We start from the raw sequence: 18572 nt of genomic DNA, 5'->3' as shown, positions 1-18572 counted from the left end.
GGCAACCTCAGTCGCAGGCGGCGAGCAGCTGCTTGAGCTGATCGTCGAAGGCGTTGGCGATCTCCCACGGGTCCGGGGTCTGATCGGTGCACGCGAGGATCCCGACGTTGAGGTGACCGTCGGCGGAGAACACCGTGATGTTCAGGCCGAGACCGTGGAAGATCGGGCCCAGCGGATAGACAGCGGTGACACGGCAACCGAGGAAGTAGAGCGGGAAGTCGGGACCGGCGACATTGGAGACCAGGACGTTGAAGATCGGCGGATGCGCCGTCGCCAGTTTCCGGTTGCCGTAGACCTTCATCGCGGTCGACAGCGTGGTGCCCGGCGCGAACTGCGCCCAGGACCGCAGGATGTTGGCGTCGATCTCGGCGTGGTGTTCCTTCGACGTACGGCTGAACTCCGCCTGCTTCTCGAGGCGTAGCACCGGGTCGTCGATGTCGGTGGACAACTGGGTGAACATCCCCGTCACCTTGTTGGTCCCCTCGACCACGAGATCGGACTCGTCGGCATCGTGCACCGACACCGGCACCATCCCGACGAGCGGTTTGTCGGGCAGTTCGTCGTGTTCGACGAGGTAGGTGCGCAGGGCACCGCCGACCAGTGACAGGACGACGTCGTTGATCTTCACCCCGAAGTGGTTCTTCACCCGTTTGACGTCGTCGAGGGACAACTGGCTGACGGCGATGCTGCGATGAGGCGTGATCGTCGAGTTGAACCGGGTCCGGGGTGCCATGAACGGGGCTGGCATGGCCGACTGCTTCTGGGCGCGGCGCAGCCACCCGACCGGCACGGTCACCGTCCGCGGCAGCAGTTTGGCCATCGCCAGCGGCCGCTGGACGAAGTAGTTGATCGCGCCGGTCGCGGCGATCGTCGCCCGCGACGGGGGGCCCGCCGTCTCACGGACCTTGGACGAATCGAGTTCCGGCGGTTCCGGCGTGACGGTGCACATCTGGGCGAGCATCTCGGCGCTGGTGACGCCGTCCGTACTGGCGTGGTGCATGCGCAGCATCGCGCAGATGCGGCCGTTGGACTGTCCCTCGATGATCCACAGCTCCCAGAGGGGCTTACCGCGGTCGAGGGTCTGTCCCGCGAGATGACCGCAGAGTTCGGCGACCTCACCGGCACCGCCCGGTGCGGGCACCGCCACGCGGTGGACGTGCCGCTGGATGTCGAAGTCCTCGTCCTCGATCCACACCGGGTGGTCGATGTTGAAGACCGAGTTGTCGAGCTTGCGGCGGAAGGCCGGGATCGCGGCGACGCGACGCTCCATCTCCGAACGCAGCTCGGCGAAGTCGTACCCGCCCGGCATGGTGCTCGGATCGATCTCGACGAGACCGATGACGTGCATCAGCTGGCTTCGGGTCTCCAGGTAGAGAAATGACGCGTCCAGACCACTCAACCGCTGCATGACACCAGCCTCTCGTCTCCCGGCCCGCACGGCCCCCACGTCATCATGCCGCACACGAGAGACTCCGGATGTGTGTTCGTCTCAGACGCTTGACCAGTTGTCATCCGCCCACCGGGCAGGACTCAGATCGGCATCGAATCGACCATCCCGAGGACATCCTGGGCCGGGGTCCGGAGCACCACGATCATCGCCAGTTCCCGCGCCGGGTCGTCGGTGATCTTGAAGACGCCGCGGCCGTTCTCGTCGATCAGGCCGGTGCCGTGCTTCCACCGCACCGGACGCGAGGTCGCCGACGAACGCGAGTACTCGGCGTTGAGGGCGTCCTTGGAGGCGAACCAGAACACGCCGAACGGACGGTCGACCGCCCCGGCGGCACATCGGACGACGAACACGGAGCGCACCTGGCCGTTTCCGGTCTCCGACGGTCCGACCTCGTCGCGGCCGCCGGCGTATCGGCGGACGCACTCGGCGTTGTTCCACTTCGCGGCGGTGTCGGGGGTCTGGGGGAGGAGTTCGGGGAACTGCGCGACGAGCGGCGCATAGACGCCCCAGGTCGCGCCCGTCCGCACGGACTGCGGCGGGCTCGGCGGCGAGACCGCGTCACCGTCCAGCGCGGCCACCCGATAGGTGTGTTCACCCGCCGGCACGGCAGCGTCGACGGCCTCGGTCTGCGGACCGCGGTACACGACGACGCCGTTGTCACGGACGAGTTGATAACCCGACGCACCGGGCACCGAGTCCCAGGTCGCGACGAGGCGTCCGGTCCCGGCGTCGACGGTGAGGCCCGTGGGAGCATCCGGCACGTCGATGCTGGTGAGAGCGCGCACGGAGAAGAAGGAGCCGACCGCCACCATCAACACGGCCGCGACGATCACCGCGATCGTCCACGGTCGGACCAGCGGTTCGCGCGCGGCGGCGGGCGTGCCGGGCGGTTGGGTCATCGGTCGCGCCATCAGATCGGCAACCTCTTCAGCAGATCGGCCGCGGCGGCGGCCGGCTTGCCGGGCATAACGATCCACACCACCGACCTCGCACGATCCCCGGTGTCGTAGGCGAGGATGGCCTGCCCCTGGTCGCGTTGCTTGTCCGAGAGATAGAGCGTCCCGGTGTACCCCTGGGCCGTTGTGTAGCCGGTGCCGCGCAGGTTGTACGCGGTCACGTCCGCCGCGGCCCGCGCCTCCTCTGGTGTGTCGTACACGTCGACGATCACCTGGTAATCGGCCGTCTGCGCGTCGTCGTCGGTGTAGCGGGTGCACCACACGGTGCGCTTGGAGGACTCGAACGCGAGGTCGCCGTCCTCGCCCCAGCACCGCATGCCGTCGAAACCGTTGGTGCTCAACGGCGATGCCGGGACGAGGTCGTGGTAGAGGTCGGCGATGGGCTGTAGTTCACCCCACGTCATGAACACGTCGACGGCCTCGGAGTTGCGGGAGAGCTCCGAGGTACGGCCGTCCTCGTCCTGGGCGGCGACCTGGTACGTGTACGTCCCCGGGATCGGGCGCGGTGCGGTGAACCTCGTGTCGGGCCCGGAGTAGATCACCTCGTCGTTCTGGGTGACGACGTAGTTGGTCGCGTCGTCGACGTGACTCCAGGTCAGTTCGACGGCGGTCGTCGACACCTCGGCGTCGGGCGGGTTGGGGGTCTCGAGATCTCCTGCCGAGGTGCTCACGAATCCGGCACCGGCGCCGAGGATTCCGGCGATCAGCGCGAGCGCCGCGCCGATCGCCACGACCGTTCCGACACCACGCCGGACGGGGCGGGCGGGTGGCGCGGTCGGCACGGGCGCCCACCCGTGCAGGGTCTCGGTCGAGACCATCGACTGTTCCGGCCGCGCCCGGGCGGCCGGATCGGTCGGCTGGTCATGCGACGCCCCGGATGGCGCCAGAGGTCCGGCGGCCGTCACCGCCGGAGCCGACGGACCCTGGTACGCACGGGAATCCGGTTGCATGCTCGGACCGACGAGGGTCTGACGCGTGTCGAAGGCATTGCGCAGGGCGTCGGCGAACTCGCCCGCGGTCGGATACCGGTCGTCGGGCTTCTTCGCCATCGCCCGGGCGAGCACCCCGTCGACCGCGGCCGGCAGAGCCCCGTTGCGACTGCTCGCCGGCGACGGTTCGTGGTACATGTGCGCGGTCATCAGGCCGTGCAGCGACGGCGAGTCGAAAGGCGGTGCACCGGTCAGGAGTTCGTAGGCGGTGGCCCCGAGTGAATAGATGTCACTGCGGGCGTCGACGCGGCGGCCCTCGATCTGCTCGGGCGACGCGTAGTGCATCGTGCCGATCGTGATGCCGGTCCCCGTCAGGTTCGTCACCTCGTCGAGCACCTGCGCGATGCCGAAGTCGGTGACCTTGACGGCCTCCGGTGCGAGGAAACCCGTGGTGCCGGGGTTGCCGGCACCGGGGGTGACGAGGATGTTGGCCGGTTTGATGTCGCGGTGCATGATCCCCCGACGGTGGGCGGCGTCGAGCCCGGCCGCCACGCCGGTGACGATCGTGCACGCCAGCCGGGGGTCGAGGGGCGCGTCGGCGGCGAGCATCCGCGCGACGTCGATACCGGGCACGTACTCCATCGCGATCCAGAGCTGCCCGTCGAACACCCCGCGGTCGTAGACCGTGACGACATTGGGGTGGTGCAACGGCGCGACGATGTCGGCCTCCCGCTCGAACCGGGCGCGGAACACCGGGTCGGTGGCATGTCCCGACCGCAGGACCTTGAGCGCATCCGAACGCGGGAGCCGGGGGTGGGCGGCCTTGTAGACGTCGCCCATCCCGCCTCGTCCGAGCACGTCGAGGACGCGGTATCCCGCGATCAGGTCCCCTACCTGGTACATGACGTCCTCACCGATACCCCTTTTCGGGCGGATGCATAGGCACCGAATGCTACCGAGTGTCGCGAAAGTCCGACCCGGTACGCCGTCCGAACCCTACGATCGTCGTCGATGGAATCCACCGAGAAACCCACCGACACCGCCGGGACCTTCAGCGCCGCCGAGCTCGACGAGGCGTTCGCCGGGTTCCAGCGCACGGTCGCCGAGATCGCGATCAGCGGCGACTGGGACCGCTATGCCGACCTGTTCACCGAGGATGCCGACTTCGTCGAGCACGCGCTCGGTACGTTGCGGGGCCGCGAGGAGATCCGGACCTGGGCGTGGAAGACGATGACCGCCTTCCCCGGCAGCCACATGACGGGGTTCCCCTCGCTGTGGCACGTCGTCGACGCCCCGACCGCCCGGGTGATCTGCGAGGTCGACAACCCGATGCGGGACCCCGGTGACCAGAGCCTGATCACCGCCACCAACATCACCATCCTCACCTATGCGGGAGATGGCCTGTGGAGCCGCGAGGAGGACGTCTACAACCCGATGGAGTTCGGCCGGGCGGCCATGCGGTGGTGTGAGAAAGCACGCGAGCACGGCAATCTCGACGACGCCGCGGCGCAGTGGATGGAGACCACCGGAGCCTTCTTCGCGAGGCCGCGATCGAAGGGATGACGCCCACCGACGACCCCGCTGACCAGCGAACGGTTCGGCGGAACGGGTCGCCGCGCAGGCCGTGACCGACACCACCCGGTGCGGCCGTAACGTCGGCACCATCGGGACACGACAGCATCATCGACGGACTTGGGACCCGCTTCCGAGTGCCGTAGGCTAGAGCTTTGACCAGTGGATCGGACCGCTCCGGGCGCGCCCGAGACCGCACAAAGGTCCGCCCAGGCGGGCAGGACCCGCCCACGACGACGCCGCGAACACACCCGCGGCACCGGCGCGGGGCGCGAGCACGACGACACACGAACGACACACGCGGACACCGTTTCGGAGGACATCTATATGGCACGCGAGCTGACGCAACTCGAGCTTCTCAAGGAGCTCGCCCCCGTTGCCGAGGACAACGTCAACCGCCACCTGAAGACCGCCAAGGACTGGAACCCGCACGACTACGTCCCGTGGGATGAGGGCCGCAACTTCGCCGCCCTCGGTGGCGTGGACTACGACCCCGAGCAGTCGCAGCTCGACGAGGTCGCCAAGGCCGCGATGATCACCAACCTGCTCACCGAGGACAACCTGCCCTCGTACCACCGCGTCATCGCCGACAACTTCTCGATGGACTCCGCCTGGGGCCACTGGGTCGGTCGCTGGACCGCCGAGGAGAACCGCCACGGCATCGTGATGCGCGACTACCTCGTCGTCACCCGCGGTGTGGATCCCGTCGCCCTCGAAGAGGCCCGGATGATCCACATGACCAACGGCTACGACCCGATGCTGGCGGCCGCCGGTCGCGTCGACGAGCTCGAGGAGCACGCCGACGAACTGGGCCTCCTCCACTCGGTCGCGTACGTGACCTTCCAGGAGCTCGCGACCCGCGTCAGCCACCGCAACACCGGCAAGGCCTGCAACGACCCGATCGCCGACAAGATGCTGCAGCGCATCGCGGCCGACGAGAACCTGCACATGATCTTCTACCGCAACATCTGCGGCGCGGGCATGGACATCGCCCCCGATCAGACCCTGCGTGCGGTCACCGACATCGTGACCAACTTCCAGATGCCCGGCGCCGGCATGCCCAACTTCCGTCGCCACGGGGTCCTCATGGCCAAGCACGGCATCTACGACCTCCGCCAGCACCTCGAAGAGGTCGTCATGCCGGTTCTGCGCAAGTGGAATGTCTTCGAGCGCGAGGACTTCACCGCCGAGGGCGAGAAGACCCGTGAGGAGCTCGCCGCCTTCCTCGAGCAGCTCGAGAAGGACACCATCCGCTTCGAGGAGATGCGCGACCGTTCGCTCGCCCGCGAGGCCAAGAAGCGGGAGCAGCAGGCATCCTGAGCACCACCCTTCCCTTCGAGGCTCGCTCCGCTCACACCTCAGGGAGCAAGAACGAGGCTCGCTCCGCTCACACCTCAGGGAGCGAGAACGAGGCTCGCTCCGCTCACACCTCAGGGAGCGAGAACGAGGCTGCCGCTCACACCTCAGGGAGCAGCGGCGGGCTCCGCATCGGGTCCATCGAGCTGGCGAGCCCCGTCGTGCTCGCGCCGATGGCCGGCGTCACCAACGTCGCGTTCCGCACCCTGTGCCGTGAACTCGAACTCGCGCGCACCGGAACCGTCTCCGGCCTGTACGTCTGCGAGATGGTGACGGCCCGCGCGCTCGTCGAACGCCACCCGGTCACGATGCACATGACCACCTTCGGGCCCGACGAGAACCCGCGGTCGATGCAGCTGTACACGGTCGATCCGGAGTACACGTACCAGGCCGCGAAGATGATCGTCGACGAGAACCTCGCCGACCACATCGACATGAACTTCGGCTGCCCGGTCCCGAAGGTGACCCGCAAGGGCGGTGGCTCGGCCATCCCCTACAAGCGCACGCTGTTCCGCAAGATCGTGGCGGCCGCCGTCCGCGCGACCGAGGGCACCGACATCCCGGTGACGGTCAAGTTCCGCATCGGCATCGACGACGACCATCGGACCCACCTCGACGCCGGCCGGATCGCCGCCGAGGAGGGTGCCGCCGCGGTGGCCCTGCATGCGCGGACCGCGTCGCAGCGGTACTCCGGCGAGGCCGACTGGGATGAGATCGCCCGCCTCAAGGAACACGTCACCTCGGTGCCGGTCCTGGGCAACGGCGACATCTTCGAACCCGCCGACGCCGTGGCGATGATGAACCGCACCGGCTGCGACGGTGTCGTCGTCGGCCGCGGCTGCCTCGGACGCCCCTGGCTGTTCGCCGAGCTCGCCGCCGAACTCAACGGATTCGACGCACCCACTCCGCCGAACCTCGGTGAGGTCGCCGAGATCATGGTCCGGCACTGCCAGCTGCTCGTCGACCACCACGGCGAGATGAAGGGCTGCCGCGAGATCCGCAAGCATGTCGCCTGGTACCTACGGGGATTCCCGGCCGGCTCGGAGATCCGACGCCGGATGGCACTCGTCGGCAGCGTCGACGAGCTGCGCGAACTGCTGTCCGAACTGCCCGCCGACGCCCCGTTCCCGACGGACGGACACGGTCCGCGCGGCCGCCAGGGTTCCCCGGCGAAGGTCGCACTCCCCGACGGCTGGCTCGACGACCCCGACGAGGACGTGGTCCCCGCCGGCGCCGAGATCATGCACTCCGGCGGCTGACACATTCTGCGAAAACCGTCACAACGAGCCTCCGGCTGAGGTCGCTTCTCAGGTGTGGTCAGTAGTATGACGCGAAGGTCCCGGCCACCCGGGTCCGTCTATGCGTGCGCACCGCGTCGATCAGCCCCGACGCGCGGTCATACGTTTTCGAGACCTCGGGGCATGAGGAACGTGCGTTGAGTCGTTGGACATCGGGACCGGACGAACCGGAGGCGGGCAACGAGGCCGGCAGGTCTCGTCGTGGCCGTCGTGCCGGACGCCCGGAGGATGCCGGCGACAGCCGACCCCCGATGGAGCCCCGCGCCCAGGACGCCTCCGCGTCGGGCGCGCATCCGAGCCTTCGTGAGCCGAGTTCCTCCGACCGTTTCGTCCGCGGGCGCACACGCCTGACCGTCCGCGAGCTCATGGAGCAGATGAACGCGGAGGAACCCCGGACACCTCCCGCGTCCGCTGCGGAGCCCCCGGGCCGCCGTAGCCGACGCGCCGACCGCCCGGATCAGGCCCCGCCGGCCGGTCCGTACGCGAACATCCCGCCGACGACGCGCGGGCGGTCCCGCCGCTTCGACCCGGCTCAGCCAAATCAGACGCAACCCCTCGGCCCCGCTCGGCCGGAGCGATCAGGGCCAGCCCGCGGCCGACGATCGCCCCACCGAGATCCACCGCTTCGACAACGACGTCACCCAGAAGATCCCCACGATCGGTGACAAGAAGACCCCCGACTCCGCGCCCGACCTGTCCGACCGGGCCACCGCGCAGCGCGCCATCGAGGAATCGCGCGCGCAGGACGCGTCGATTCCCCCGGTGGCGCCGAGCACCCCGCGTGAACCGCTGGAGCGCACCCCCGACCTGACCGGTCCGCTGCAGCTCCGCCAGGCTCCCCGTCGCCACCCCGGACGCGGCGACGACCGTCGCGGCTCACTCGTCCGCAAGACCACCGCCACCGGACGCATCCTGGTGGCCATCGCGTGTGTGACCGCCCTGGTCGGCACCGGGTTCGTCTGGAACTACCTGCAGTCGTGGAACGGCAACTGGCGCAACGTCACCGCCGTCGACCCCGAAGACAAGAACATCCGTAACAAGGACGCCCAGCACGGCGACGAGACCTACCTGATCGTCGGCACCGACACGCGTGGCGGCAACAACGCGAAGGTGGGCGCGGGTACCACGGCCGATGCCGAGGGCGCCCGTTCCGACACCGTCATCCTGGTCAACGTCCCGGCCAACCGAAGCCGCGTCGTCGCGGTGTCGTTCCCCCGCGACCTCCAGGTGGATCGCCCGGCGTGCAACTCCTGGGACAACGAGACCGGCAAGTACGGCGCCGAGATGCCCGCCGAGAGCGGCGTGAAGCTCAACAGCGTCTACTTCTACGGCGGCCCGCAGTGCCTCGTCCGGGTCATCACAGAGATGAGCGGCCTCAACATCAACCACTTCATCGGCATGGACTTCTACGGATTCGAGAAGGTCGTGCGGGCGATCGGCGGTGTCGAGGTGTGTTCGACGGTGCCGCTGTACGACTACGAGATCGGCCACATCCTCCGCAAGCCCGGCAAGCAGAAGCTGACCGGTCGCCGCGCACTCAACTACGTCCGCGCCCGCAACATCGCCTCGGAGGGCAACGGCGACTACGGCCGCATCAAGCGTCAGCAGCTCTTCATGTCATCGCTCCTGCGGTCGACGCTGTCGGGCAACGTGCTCTCCAGCCCCAACAAGCTGAACAGCATCGTCAACACCTTCATCGAGTACAGCTACGTCGACGGTGTGGACACCCAGTCGCTGATCAATCTCGCCGAGTCGATGCAGGGAATCGAGGCCGGTCGCGTCTCCTTCCTGACCATCCCCACCTCCGGCACCTCGGAGGACGGTCAGAACAACGAGATCCCGCGCACCGACGACATCGACGCGATCTTCAACGCGATCATCGACGACCTCCCGCTGCCCGGCGAGAAGGTCGAGAAGAAGAAGCCGACGTCGAAGGCGCCTTCTCGCGCACCGAGTTCGAGGAACTCGACGACGACCCCCGGACGGGTCAACGCCACGGCACAGAACCCCGGCAACGTCGGAGTCCGCGTGCTCAACGGCACCAGCACCACGGGCCTCGCCGCCGAGGTGTCCGACCAGTTGACGCCTTATGGCTTCGACGTCCGCGGCGTCGCCGACGCGTCGGAGAACCGTGACGACACCGTGGTGCGGTACGGACCCGGGCAGCAGAACGCGGCCGCGACGCTCGCGGCGATGTTCCCCGGCGCCGAGATCCAGCTCGACCGGACGGTCAAGTCGGGTGTCGAGATCATCCTCGGGTCCGACTTCACCGGCGAACTCGGGACGGTGCCCGCTTCCGGGGCGACGGTGAACGTCGAGCAGCTCGCACCCGCAGAGAACACCGGCGATCTGCCCAACGACCTGGCCGTCACCAACGCGGGCGACACGACCTGCACCTGAGGCGACCTGCACGTAAGGCGATTCGGCCGGGGACGACCTGTCCCGGGCGGTACCGCGTCGAAGTCTCTGCACCCGGCGTTCACGCTGCGTTCATCGGTCGTGAGCGGAGAAGACCGATCCCCGACGTATCCTGGGGGCATGCGTACCGCCTACCAAGAGCAACTCGAGGCGCTGACCAACGTCCTGGGTGAGATGTGTGAACTCGCGGGTACCGCGATGTCCCGCGCCACCCAGGCGCTGTTGCAGGCCGACCTCGCCGTTGCCGAAGAGGTCATCGGCGACAGTGAGCGAATGACACAGTTGTCGGCCCGTGCCGAGGAACAGTCGTTCGCTCTCCTCGCTCTCCAGGCGCCGGTGGCCGGCGACCTCCGCGGAGTCGTCAGCGGCTTCCAGATCGTCGCCGACGCCGACCGGATGGGCGCCCTCGCCCTTCACGTGGCCAAGGTCGCCCGCCGTCGCCACCCGGCGAAGGCCCTCCCCGAGGAGGTCAACGGCTACTTCGCGGAGATGGGCCGGCTGGCGGTGACCCTCGCCAAGAACGCGCACGAGGTCCTCGTGACCCGCGATCCCCAGGCCGCGCTGCGTCTTCAGGAAGACGACGATGCGATGGACGACCTCCACCGTCACCTGTTCACCGTCCTGATGGACCGCGACTGGAAGCACGGGGTCGCCGCCGCCGTCGACGTGACCCTGCTCGGCCGCTACTACGAACGCTTCGCCGACCACGCCGTGCTGATCGGTCGGCGGGTGGTGTTCACCGCCACCGGCAAGACCCCCGAGCAGTTCCAGAACGTGGGGTGATGTTCCTCGCTCGTCTCCCCGGAGCGAGCCCGAGCACACAATCCGAGAGGCCGAGAATTCAGTCACCTGAACTGAACTCGGCCTCTCTTCATGTCAGTGAACATCCCGGGCCGTTAGCGGCCGGGAACGATTTCACACCTGCCCAGGTCACGGTTATGGTGGCGGACATGGGCCAGCATCAGCCGATCGAACCCGATTTCAATGCGATGACCGACGAGGACGTCGCGGCCGCCGCCCATCGACGGCAGATCATCACGTACCTCGGCGTCATCGCCTCGCTCGCCGCCCTCCTGATCATCCTGCTGATCAACATGTGAACAGACAGAGCCCCCCTCGGTGTACGAGAAGGGCTCTGTTCGAAGGGATTGCGGCTGCGTCAGCCGAAACGTCCAGAGATGTAGTCCTCGGTCTCCCGCTTCGTCGGGCTGGAGAACATCGTCTCGGTGTCACTGATCTCGACCAGCTGGCCGGGCTGACCGACGCCCTCGAGGTTGAAGAAGGCGGTCTGGTCGCTCACCCGGGCGGCCTGCTGCATGTTGTGGGTCACGATGACGATCGTGTACTCCTTCTTGAGCTCACCCATCAGATCCTCGATCGCAAGAGTCGAGATCGGGTCGAGCGCCGAGCACGGCTCGTCCATCAGCAGCACATCCGGCGAGACCGCGATGGCCCGCGCGATGCACAGCCGCTGCTGCTGACCGCCGGACAGGCCGCCGCCCGGCTTGTCGAGGCGATCCTTCACCTCTTCCCACAGATTCGCGCCGCGCAGGCTCCGCTCGGCGACCTCGTCGAGTTCGGCCTTGTTGCGCACACCCTGCAGCCGCAGGCCGGCGACGACGTTGTCGCGGATGGACATCGTCGGGAACGGGTTGGGACGCTGGAACACCATACCGATGGTGGCGCGCACGCTGACCGGGTCGACGTTGCGGCCGTAGATGTCCTCGCCGTCGAGCAGGACGCTGCCCCTGGCATACGCACGCGGGGTGACCTCGTGCATGCGGTTGAGGGTGCGCAGCACCGTCGACTTGCCGCAGCCCGACGGGCCGATGAAGGCCGTGATGCAGCGCGGCGGCACCTCGAGGGACACGTCCTTCACCGCGTGGAAGTCGCCGTAGTAGATGTTCAGGTCTTTGATGTCGAGGCGCTTTGCCATGACGTTGTCCGTTTCTACAGTGATGACCCGCTCGGGGTCGGTGATTCGGGCTCAGGAGGATTTGGGCGCGAAGATCTTCGACACGACCTTGGCGCCGAAGTAGACGATGGCCACGAGGATGACCAGACACAGGGCGGCCGCCCACACCGTGTCGAGGGCACCGGGTCCGTTGTTGTACTGCTGCACCATCATCAGCGGCAGGGATTCCTGGTTGCCGTCGAAGGGATTCCAGTTCATCGCGCGCGTCGAACCGACCAGGATGAGCACCGGCGCCGACTCGCCCATCACGCGGGCGATGGCCAGCATCACGCCGGTCACGATGCCCGAGAGGGCGGTCGGGAGCACGATCCGGAGGATCGTCTTCCACTTCGGGATGCCCAGGGCGTACGAGGCCTCACGTAGGTCCTGCGGCACGATCTTGAGCATCTCCTCGGTGGCACGGACCACCAGCGGGACCATCAACAGCACCAGGGCGATCGCCACGACGAATCCCGAACGGGGCAGGCCCAGCGTCGTGCGCCACACCGCGTAGACGAAGAGTGCGGCGACGATCGAGGGGACGCCCGAGAGGATGTCGACCATGAAGGTCGTGACCCTCGCCAGCACCGACTTCTTGGTCGCGTACTCGACCAGGTAGATGGCGACGAAGACGCCGAGCGGGATCGAGATCACGGCCGCGATCGCGGTCTGCATGAGCGTGCCGACGATCGCGTTGGCGGCGCCGCCCTTACGCTCGGGCAGCGTCCACCAGTCGATGTCGAGCAGCGGCTCGATACCGCGGATGACCAATGTGCCGACCAGCCACACCAGTGGCACGAGCGCGACCAGCAGGGCGGCGAGGACCGACACCTTCACGGTCATGTCTGTCAGGCGCCGGCGCTTCGCGAGCGGGGTGAAGCCGGACGGCTTCTTGACCGGGTCGGCCGTTCGGGAGGACGTTGTGACGGTCATGGTCACTTCTTTCCGGCGACGACCGCGCGGGCCGCGGCGTTGACGATGAAGGTCAGGACGAAGAGGGTGAGGCCGGCGGAGATGTATGCGCCGGTCTTGGCGGGCGAGTCGAATTCGGCGGCGTTGTTGGCGATCTTGGTCGCGAAGGTCTCGCCGCTCTCCATCAGGTTGAAGTTCATCGGGCCGGCCGTGGAGATGATCAGCAGCAGCGCCATCGTCTCGCCGAGCGCACGACCGAGGCCGAGCATCGAACCGGAGATGTATCCGGAGAAGCCGAAGGGCAGCACTGCGAGCTTGACGACCTCGAACTTCGTCGCGCCGAGCGCGAGCGCGGCCTCACGGTGCCCCTTGGGGGTCTGCATGAAGACCTCGCGGGTGACCGCGGTGATGATCGGCAGGATCATGACCGCCAGCACGATGCCCGCGGTGAGCAGCGTGCCACCGGTGGACATGTTCGCGACCTGCGTGGGCTGCTGGAAGAAGGGCAGGAAACCGAGGTGGCCGACGAGCCACTCGTTCACCGGCACCAACGCGGGGCCCAGGACGAGGATGCCCCACAGGCCGTACACGATCGAGGGGACCGCGGCGAGCAGATCGACGGTGTAGGTGATCGGTCCGACGAGGCGCTTGGGGGCGTATTCGGTGAGGAAGATCGAGATCCCGAGCGCGATCGGCATCGCGATGAGCAGGGCGATGACGGAGACGACGACCGTCGCGTAGAACAGCTGCGGGATTCCGAACGCGAGCTGATTGCCGCTGGTGATCCAGTCACCGGTGTAGGTGAAGAAGTTCTCCTCGTTCTTGGCCAGTGACGGAACGGCCTGCGCGACGAGGAACAGCGCGATGAGCCCGATGACGAGCGAGACCACGAAACCCGAACCGACCGCCAGGTTGCGGAAGATCTGGTCGGCGACACGGTGACGCGCCGCAGAGTGCAGGTTGCTGGGTGTGGTTCCGTCGGGCGACGACCCGGGGAGGCCCGTCCCACCTGTGTCCGGCGGGACCGCACCACTGTCTTTGCTCAGCGACGTCATGCGTCCCTCTTGTGCTTCAGCTCTGGTCATTGGGGCCACTTCCCGGTCCACTGGTCACAGTCCGTGCGACACGCGAAGAGTCGTGTCAGTGTGTCAACCGCACATGCGGGGCCGCAAACCGTGGCGACCCCGCATGCACTGTTCCGTTGTGTCACGTCAGGCGTTGCCGCTGCCGGCGAGCGCGTCGACGGTGCCCTGCAACTTGGCCTTGAAGTTCTGCGGCACCGGCACGTAGCCGATCTCCTCGAGGCCGGTCTGGCCGTCGTTGAGGATCTTGGTGAACGCATCCTTCAGCGTGGTGCTGGTCGCCTCGTCGGCGTAGCCCGCCGAGCAGACGATGGAGTACGGGGTCAGCAGCAGCGGGTAGGCGCCCGGAGCCTTCGACGCGAAGAGTGCGTCCGTGTCGACGACCAGGTCCTTGCTGTCCGGGTTCTTGAACTGCAGCGCGTCGAGGGCCTTGCCCGCGCTCGCCGCGTTCAGCGCGACAGGGCCGGCTCCGAAGTCGATGTCGGCGACGCCGAGGCCGTTCTCGGTGGCGAAGCCCCACTCGACGTAGCTGATCGAGCCGGGGGTCTTCTTGACCGTGTCACCGACGCCGGTCGACTTCGACGCACCGGAGCCGACGTTCTTGGGAGCGAACTCCTTGCTGTGCTCATACGGCCAGTCGTTCGGCGCCGAGTTCTGCAGGAACCGCTGGAAGTTGTCGGTGGTGCCCGAGCTGTCGGAGCGGTAGACCGGGACGATGTCGCCACCCGGCAGCTGTGCGCCCGGGTTGAGTGCGGCGATCGCCGGATCGTTCCACTTGGTGATCTTGCCGTTGAAGATCTGCGCGATGACGCTGGGGTCGAGCTTGAGGCCGTCGACGCCCTGGAGGTTGTAGGCGATCGCAACCGGTCCGACGACCAGCGGCAGGTGCCAGGGGTCGTTGCCGTTGCAGCGCGCCTTGGCCTGGGTGATCTCGTCACCCTTCAGGGCCGAGTCCGAACCCGCGAAGTCGACGTCGCCGGCGATGAACTTCTTGATGCCGTCACCGGAGCCACTGCCGGTGTAGTCGAGGACGATGTCGCTGTCGTCCGAGAGGATCTGACTGAAGTGCTCCATGGCTTTCTGCTGGGCCGTCGAGCCCTCGCCGCTCACCGTCGGAGTGTCTCCCCCACCACACGCCGTCACCAGGGTCAATGCCGCGATCGCCGACACCGCCGCCAGAGCGCCGTTCCGCTTGATTCTCACCGCAGGTGTTGCCTTTCCGTCTCGTGCTCCGTCCCGAGGCCCGGGTGTCCGGAGTGTCCGAAAGGGAAAGTTAGGCGCGCCGGGTGGCCGAATCCCTCACGGAAGGTGAACGCAAGGTGAACCGGCCAAGGCGGTCCGGTGCTCGAATCCGGTCCCGACCTCCGGGCAGCCCGCAAGTGATCTGCACAACGCGAGTGCGGAGACTTAGGCAAGCCTTGCTATATTTCTCCGGATCCGAAATGTCCAGAACTGCTCGCACCCCGGCATCGACCATCCGGCACGTCGACTCCCCGGTTCCCCCACCCGGCAGGCCCTTTCGTATCCAATCGCCCGCCTCCCGGGACTCGACGCCCCCGGCTCCGACGCCGGTCGGCCCCGGGTCCGCGCCTCGGGGCTGGACATGGCCCACAGTCATCACCGCGGGGCACTGGTGATCGGACCTCTCGACCTGCCCGTTCTGCCGGAGGCCGTCGAGCGGATCATCCGTCTCGCGCACGTCGGTCCGCACGCACGGGTCGGGCTGATCCCCTCGGCCACCGAGCGCCGGTGGGCCTTCGCACCCGACGCCGCGGCCCGGGCCGTCACCGAGGCGCCTCCCCTGTCACCGGGCGAGGCCCCCACCCGGCTGTTCGACGAGCTGACCGCACTTCCGGAGCGGCCCTTGCGGATCGTGATCGCCGGCGATCACCTCGCGCTCGACTTCGACCATGGACTCGGCGACGTCACGCTCCTCCACCTGATCGTGGACGTTCTCGTCGGTGCGATCGACCCGGACGACCTTCCGTCGCCGCATGCGATCCCCCCGCTGCTCGTCGCGTCGGCAGCCGTCGCCGTCGATCCGCGCCGCCTCGTCGCACTGGCCCGCTTCCATCGCGATCGGCCGCGCGCCCCGGTCTCGCCGCCGGCCGTACGCCGCGAGCTGAGTCCGCGGCACCCGGCGTCGGCCAGTGTGCGAATTCCGGCGCACCGGGTGGACGCCGTCCGCACCGCGCGCACGGAATCGATTCCGGGAACCGGCATCTTCTCGGTGTACACCGTCGCACTGGTCCGGGGCCTGACCGCCGCCGGCGTCTACCTCGACCCCATGGTGACCCTGCCGTTCAACGCCCGCGGCGCACTGCCGCGCGGCTGGACGACGCATGCCAATTTCGCGGCGGGCCTGGCCTTCCCGATCGACATACAAACCCGCCCCGCCGATCTCCAGCGCGACATGACGGCCTCGGGGCGTATGGGCCGACCGACCGCGAATCTGGCTCTGGCATCGCTCAAGATGCGCTCACGCTCGCGGGTCCGCCGCGCGATGCAGGCGGCACTCACCGTTCCCGCCCACGGACCGATCCGCGCGGAACTGCTGCATTCGAGTGTCGGACATCTGCCGGGCCGTACCCGGGGATGGCAGTGGGCCGGTTCGGGGCAGCCGACCGTGATCGGGACGGGCGTACCCCCCTCGGCGGCGGGGATCACCGTCACCACAGCGTTCGTGGAAGGTGCCATAACCATGACAGCGGCGTTCCGGGACGACGTCTTCGATCCCACGCTGATCCGTTCAGCACTCGACTCCGTGCAACGACACGCCGCAGACCTGGTCGGCGCGTCATGACCGAGTCGGCCTCCACCGGAGCGGAGACGGCCAATCGGGAGTCGAATCCCTTGCGCGAGGAGGGAGTCGGCGTGATCCGGCTGTCGGTGGTGATCTGTTGCTACACCCAGCGGCGTCGGCCGCAGCTGGACGCGGCGATCGTGGCCACCATCGCCCAGCTCGGTGCCGACGACGAGTTGATCATCGTCGTCGATCACAACCCCGAGCTGTTCGACGACCTCACCGCAGGCGCCCCCGAGCTGACCGTGGTCGCCAACGCCGGCGCCCGGGGGTTGTCGGAGGCACGCAACACCGGCACCGTCGCCGCCTCCGGTGACGTCGTGGTCTTCCTCGACGACGACGCGTGCCCGACCCCCGGCGCCCTGGACGCGGTCCGCACCCGGATGCGCGACACCGGAGTGGTGGCGGTCGGCGGTGCGGTCGAGGCGATGTGGGAAACCGTTGCGCCGCGGTGGTTTCCCGACGAGTTCGGCTGGGTCGTCGGTTGCGATTACCGCGGGCTGCCCGACCACGGCGCGGCGATCCGCAATCCGATCGGCGCGGCGATGGCGGTGCGCCGCGACGCGCTGCTCGGTATCGGCGGGTTCTCCCCGGCCCTGGGACGCCGCGGCACCCTCCCGGCCGGATGCGAGGAAACCCTGATGGGAATCGCTCTGCGCGACCGCGATCCGGACGCCGGGATCGTGCGCGACACGACTTTCCGTGTGACGCACTTCGTTCCCGACGACCGCGGCACCTTCGGCTACTTCACCTCCCGCTGCTACCACGAAGGCCGCTCCAAGGCGGTCCTGACCTCGTTGACCGGTGCCGACACCGCACTGGCCAGCGAACGCCGCTACACCACCCGGGTCCTGCCGACCGGGGTCTGGCGCCACCGTCACACCCCTGCCCGGGTCGCCGCGCTGGTGGCCGGGTTCGTGTGCACCTGCACCGGCTACGCCCGCGGACTGCTCGAACGAAGGCTGCGCGGGTGAGGCGCCTCATCCTGTTGTGCGTGGTCGCCGGCCTGCTCGTGTCCGGGTGCTCGACAGGATTCGTGCACGCCGACCCCGACACGGGCCCGAACGTCATCTACGCCGAGGACTTCGACGGTCCGGCCCGCGCACCGCAGAGCCCGTGGCACGCCGTCACCGGTGGCGGCGGCTGGGGCAACGAGGAAGCCCAGGTCTACACCGACTCCCTCGGCAACGCCCGCATCGACGGGCAGGGACACCTGGCGATCACCGCCCGCCGCCACGACTGGGGGTACACCTCCGCGCGGTTGACGACCAAGGGGGAACTGTCCATCCGTCACGGCCGGATCTCCGCCCGCATCGCCATGCCCGCCGGCACCGGGCTGCACCCGGCGTTCTGGATGCTCGGCGACGACATCGACCGGGCCGGCTGGCCGGCCTCCGGCGAGATCGACATCATCGAGACCCTCAACCAGGCACCCGAGTACCACACCGGCGTCCACGTGCCGCAGGACTCATCCGAACGGGGACAGAGCATCTCGGTGACCGGTGTGCCGTCGTCGCCCCTGGCCGGGGAGTTCCGCACCTACTGGGTGAACAAGCTGCCCGGGCGCATCGAGACCGGCATCGACGATCAGACCCTCTTCACCGTCACCCCCGCCGACCTCGCCCCCGACTCCCACTGGGTCCTCGACAACCCCTTCCATTTGTTGCTCAACGTCGCCGTCGGCGGCGCCTGGCCGGGACCCACCGACCACACCACACCAACGGAGGCCACCATGCTCGTCGACTGGATACGAGTGACCGCACCATGAACGTCGACTCGCCAACGGCCGCGACATCGGCCGAAGTCTCTGGGATCAAGGCAATTCCGACCGTTATCCGGCCT

The 18572-nt window shown here is 68.1% G+C and carries 15 protein-coding genes and 1 pseudogene; 9 read left to right on the top strand and 7 right to left on the bottom strand.

All coding sequences use genetic code 11. The annotated features are described in order from the left end of the window. Positions 1–7 precede the first annotated feature (7 nt). The 3 genes from BLU62_RS29235 to BLU62_RS29225 all read right to left on the bottom strand — a co-directional run bounded on the left by BLU62_RS29235 (position 8) and on the right by BLU62_RS29225 (position 4238). Entirely contained in the window at positions 8–1408 is a 1401-nt protein-coding gene (locus tag BLU62_RS29235) for a WS/DGAT/MGAT family O-acyltransferase (protein ID WP_074853990.1), read from the bottom strand. A 122-nt stretch (positions 1409–1530) separates the two neighbouring features. Continuing rightward, entirely contained in the window at positions 1531–2361 is an 831-nt protein-coding gene (locus tag BLU62_RS29230; protein ID WP_074853989.1) for a fibronectin type III domain-containing protein, read from the bottom strand. After that, positions 2361–4238 carry a serine/threonine-protein kinase gene (locus tag BLU62_RS29225; protein ID WP_074853988.1) on the bottom strand — a complete coding sequence of 626 codons (1878 nt, stop codon included), beginning with the start codon at positions 4236–4238 and terminating at the stop codon, positions 2361–2363. Before BLU62_RS29225 ends, BLU62_RS29230 begins: the two co-directional genes overlap by 1 nt. A 108-nt stretch (positions 4239–4346) precedes the next feature. Here BLU62_RS29225 and BLU62_RS29220 point away from each other — a divergent pair, with 108 nt between their 5' ends. The 6 genes and pseudogenes from BLU62_RS29220 to BLU62_RS33115 all read left to right on the top strand — a co-directional run bounded on the left by BLU62_RS29220 (position 4347) and on the right by BLU62_RS33115 (position 11079). Further along, on the top strand, positions 4347–4898 hold the full coding sequence (locus tag BLU62_RS29220; RefSeq protein ID WP_074853987.1) for a nuclear transport factor 2 family protein: 552 nt from the start codon (positions 4347–4349) through the stop codon (positions 4896–4898). 336 nt (positions 4899–5234) lie between these two features. Further along, on the top strand, positions 5235–6227 hold the full coding sequence (locus tag BLU62_RS29215) for an acyl-ACP desaturase (RefSeq protein ID WP_074853986.1): 993 nt from the start codon (positions 5235–5237) through the stop codon (positions 6225–6227). Between the two features lie 167 nt (positions 6228–6394). Then, positions 6395–7522 carry a tRNA dihydrouridine synthase DusB gene (dusB, locus tag BLU62_RS29210; protein ID WP_208863720.1) on the top strand — a complete coding sequence of 376 codons (1128 nt, stop codon included), beginning with the start codon at positions 6395–6397 and terminating at the stop codon, positions 7520–7522. A gap of 176 nt (positions 7523–7698) precedes the next feature. Then, positions 7699–9961, top strand: a pseudogene (locus BLU62_RS29205) (LCP family protein). Positions 9962–10099: 138 nt separating this feature from the next. Further along, positions 10100–10762 (top strand): phosphate signaling complex protein PhoU, encoded by a 663-nt coding sequence (phoU, locus tag BLU62_RS29200; protein WP_074853984.1) that lies wholly within the window; start codon positions 10100–10102, stop codon positions 10760–10762. Between the two features lie 167 nt (positions 10763–10929). Next, positions 10930–11079, top strand: coding sequence for a hypothetical protein (locus BLU62_RS33115; RefSeq protein WP_167544045.1), 150 nt, complete (start codon positions 10930–10932; stop codon positions 11077–11079). Positions 11080–11138: 59 nt separating this feature from the next. Here BLU62_RS33115 and pstB read toward each other — a convergent pair whose 3' ends face one another. The 4 genes from pstB to pstS all read right to left on the bottom strand — a co-directional run bounded on the left by pstB (position 11139) and on the right by pstS (position 15130). Next, positions 11139–11915 carry a phosphate ABC transporter ATP-binding protein PstB gene (gene pstB / locus BLU62_RS29195; protein WP_074853983.1) on the bottom strand — a complete coding sequence of 259 codons (777 nt, stop codon included), beginning with the start codon at positions 11913–11915 and terminating at the stop codon, positions 11139–11141. Between the two features lie 51 nt (positions 11916–11966). After that, complete coding sequence (gene pstA / locus BLU62_RS29190) at positions 11967–12866, bottom strand: phosphate ABC transporter permease PstA (RefSeq protein ID WP_074853982.1); 900 nt, start codon at positions 12864–12866, stop codon at positions 11967–11969. Between the two features lie 2 nt (positions 12867–12868). Then, positions 12869–13900 (bottom strand): phosphate ABC transporter permease subunit PstC, encoded by a 1032-nt coding sequence (gene pstC, locus BLU62_RS29185; RefSeq protein ID WP_074853981.1) that lies wholly within the window; start codon positions 13898–13900, stop codon positions 12869–12871. Positions 13901–14056: 156 nt separating this feature from the next. Beyond that, positions 14057–15130, bottom strand: a complete 1074-nt coding sequence (pstS, locus tag BLU62_RS29180) for a phosphate ABC transporter substrate-binding protein PstS (RefSeq protein WP_074853980.1) — start codon at positions 15128–15130, stop codon at positions 14057–14059. 430 nt (positions 15131–15560) lie between these two features. On the opposite strand from pstS, the gene BLU62_RS29175 reads away from it, so the two are divergent. From BLU62_RS29175 to BLU62_RS29165, 3 genes are read left to right on the top strand one after another with little or no spacing between them, the layout of a single operon-like run. Then, a complete protein-coding gene (locus BLU62_RS29175) occupies positions 15561–16730 on the top strand; it encodes a hypothetical protein (protein WP_074854318.1) in 1170 nt (389 codons plus the stop codon). Then, complete coding sequence (locus BLU62_RS29170; protein ID WP_074853979.1) at positions 16727–17704, top strand: glycosyltransferase family 2 protein; 978 nt, start codon at positions 16727–16729, stop codon at positions 17702–17704. Before BLU62_RS29175 ends, BLU62_RS29170 begins: the two co-directional genes overlap by 4 nt. Next, positions 17701–18498, top strand: a complete 798-nt coding sequence (locus BLU62_RS29165) for a glycoside hydrolase family 16 protein (protein ID WP_244278430.1) — start codon at positions 17701–17703, stop codon at positions 18496–18498. The genes BLU62_RS29170 and BLU62_RS29165 overlap by 4 nt, the downstream gene beginning before the upstream one ends. Positions 18499–18572: the final 74 nt, after the last annotated feature.

Source organism: Gordonia westfalica, assembly GCF_900105725.1.
Classification (GTDB): domain Bacteria; phylum Actinomycetota; class Actinomycetes; order Mycobacteriales; family Mycobacteriaceae; genus Gordonia; species Gordonia westfalica.
Note: the sequence above shows the minus strand (reverse complement) of the source record. Positions and strands in the feature narration are given on the sequence as shown.

What these genes read in the sequence shown, in the direction of transcription:
- BLU62_RS29235 (WP_074853990.1), bottom strand. Translation starts at nt 1,408, where the DNA reads ATGCAGCGGTTGAGTGGTCTGGACGCGTCATTTCTCTACCTGGAGACC.
- BLU62_RS29230 (WP_074853989.1), bottom strand. Translation starts at nt 2,361, where the DNA reads ATGGCGCGACCGATGACCCAACCGCCCGGCACGCCCGCCGCCGCGCGC.
- BLU62_RS29225 (WP_074853988.1), bottom strand. Translation starts at nt 4,238, where the DNA reads ATGTACCAGGTAGGGGACCTGATCGCGGGATACCGCGTCCTCGACGTG.
- BLU62_RS29220 (WP_074853987.1), top strand. Translation starts at nt 4,347, where the DNA reads ATGGAATCCACCGAGAAACCCACCGACACCGCCGGGACCTTCAGCGCC.
- BLU62_RS29215 (WP_074853986.1), top strand. Translation starts at nt 5,235, where the DNA reads ATGGCACGCGAGCTGACGCAACTCGAGCTTCTCAAGGAGCTCGCCCCC.
- phoU (WP_074853984.1), top strand. Translation starts at nt 10,100, where the DNA reads ATGCGTACCGCCTACCAAGAGCAACTCGAGGCGCTGACCAACGTCCTG.
- BLU62_RS33115 (WP_167544045.1), top strand. Translation starts at nt 10,930, where the DNA reads ATGGGCCAGCATCAGCCGATCGAACCCGATTTCAATGCGATGACCGAC.
- pstB (WP_074853983.1), bottom strand. Translation starts at nt 11,915, where the DNA reads ATGGCAAAGCGCCTCGACATCAAAGACCTGAACATCTACTACGGCGAC.
- pstA (WP_074853982.1), bottom strand. Translation starts at nt 12,866, where the DNA reads ATGACCGTCACAACGTCCTCCCGAACGGCCGACCCGGTCAAGAAGCCG.
- pstC (WP_074853981.1), bottom strand. Translation starts at nt 13,900, where the DNA reads ATGACGTCGCTGAGCAAAGACAGTGGTGCGGTCCCGCCGGACACAGGT.
- BLU62_RS29170 (WP_074853979.1), top strand. Translation starts at nt 16,727, where the DNA reads ATGACCGAGTCGGCCTCCACCGGAGCGGAGACGGCCAATCGGGAGTCG.